At 34.5% G+C, this 1,481-nt stretch carries 3 protein-coding genes; all 3 read right to left on the bottom strand.

Annotated features, from left to right (window positions below):
- Positions 1–161: 161 nt before the first annotated feature.
- The gene (locus ADH52_RS07335) at positions 162–488 is read right to left on the bottom strand and encodes an Imm59 family immunity protein (protein ID WP_049510757.1); all 327 of its coding nucleotides are present in this window, start codon (positions 486–488) and stop codon (positions 162–164) included.
- Positions 481–810 carry an Imm59 family immunity protein gene (locus tag ADH52_RS07330; RefSeq protein WP_049510756.1) on the bottom strand — a complete coding sequence of 110 codons (330 nt, stop codon included), beginning with the start codon at positions 808–810 and terminating at the stop codon, positions 481–483. The genes ADH52_RS07335 and ADH52_RS07330 overlap by 8 nt, the downstream gene beginning before the upstream one ends.
- Positions 810–1,481, bottom strand: a 672-nt coding sequence (locus ADH52_RS11055) for a TNT domain-containing protein (RefSeq protein ID WP_239682119.1), incomplete at its 5' end; no start/stop codon positions are given. The genes ADH52_RS07330 and ADH52_RS11055, both read right to left, overlap by 1 nt.

Below are 1,481 nucleotides of genomic sequence, written 5' to 3'. Positions count from 1 at the left end.
TTTTCATCGATGGAAGTAATCCGTGATTGGGCAGAGGAGATGCTGGCGGAGTAGGCATTCACTTGGCTTTGAAGAGAATTCTATTTAAAGCAAGAGTTTACCAATGGTTTATCGGTAAACTCTTGTTTCATTTATTCTATCATAAAAGGGGGAGTTATTTATTATTCTGTAACATCATCCCAGAGGGGAGAAGGATAATATGGTTTTTTCCCTATCTTTACTTTGAATTGATTAGATTTTACAAAATGTTCCAATCTTTCCAAAAAAGCAATTTTGGCATCTTCAAAACTAGTAAACTCTATCGTATTCCCCATCACATACGATCTATCATCTCGACCATTAATCATAAATTTACCATCTCTATAGAATAAGTGAAATGCCCAGGGTTGACTACTTTGTTCATCAAATAGAACATAATGTAAGCTCTCAAAATGACGTTTTTTAATTTCTTGTTCAACTATGCATTTCATATTCTCAATATCAATCATCGATTTTATCCCATAATGGAGAGGAGTATTCAGGAACTTCTCCATTTTCTACAGAAGTTTTATTTATAAAAACTGTTAACTTCAGATTATGGATAAATTTTTCTTTTGCTTCTTCAAATGTTTTAAACTTAAAAATACTTCCTGCACTTGCTCGATCCATTGTTGAGTAAACTTCATACAATTCCAATTCTGGATTATATTCTATTCTAGTTTCCCATTCACCTGGTCTATGATCGTTGAAAATGGAAAACCTTAAACTTTCATACCCCAACAATTTAATTTCTTCCATTAGTTCTTTTTTCTCTTTATCTAAATTTATCATTATTTTACCTCTCTCAATAACCCTAATTTTTCATACCATTCAACTGATGTTTCAAATTTAATTTGTACTCCTCCTCCTTGTCCAAATACTTTAGCTATTTGTCCTTTTTGTGGATTCGCTAAATCCTCCAAAGTTTTTCCAAAACGCTCTAGTTGAGCTTGAAGTGACATTTTATCAATATCAGATAACCTAGAAAATCCTGCTTTGACATTTTCTAAATTAATATCTTTTACAATTTCATACTGGTGGTAGACCTGATATCCTTCAGGATAAGGCAAACCTCTTGAATTAAACGGTAATTTCTCTCCGTTATCAACTGGACTGGCGAAGCGCCCACCATTTGATCCAAAACGGTCAATCACTTGTCCAGCTTTTAAATCAGCTGATTGTGTAATAGGGTTACCAGAACTATCTAAAACAAAACCATCTGTTCCTTTTGGTGGCCATTTGATTTTACCCTGTGCATCCACAAAGTCCCTAGAACGAACAGGAACTTGTTTCCCCTCAAAGACATCTGCTGAAAGATAAGCACGTTTCCCATTTGGCATTGTTATCCGCTCTGGGAAATATTTCCCTTGTTGTGCGTACTCTTTACGAAGATAGTCATCAAACTTCGAACTCTCCCTCGCAAGTCTACTTTCTTCTATATTTTTCAGGATTTGTTCTCTGTT

This window comes from Streptococcus pseudopneumoniae (genome assembly GCF_001072665.1).
In the GTDB taxonomy this organism is placed as follows: domain Bacteria; phylum Bacillota; class Bacilli; order Lactobacillales; family Streptococcaceae; genus Streptococcus; species Streptococcus pseudopneumoniae_S.
This window is presented reverse-complemented; position numbering and strand designations above follow the sequence as displayed.

What these genes read in the sequence shown, in the direction of transcription:
- ADH52_RS07335 (WP_049510757.1), bottom strand. Translation starts at nt 488, where the DNA reads ATGATTGATATTGAGAATATGAAATGCATAGTTGAACAAGAAATTAAA.
- ADH52_RS07330 (WP_049510756.1), bottom strand. Translation starts at nt 810, where the DNA reads ATGATAAATTTAGATAAAGAGAAAAAAGAACTAATGGAAGAAATTAAA.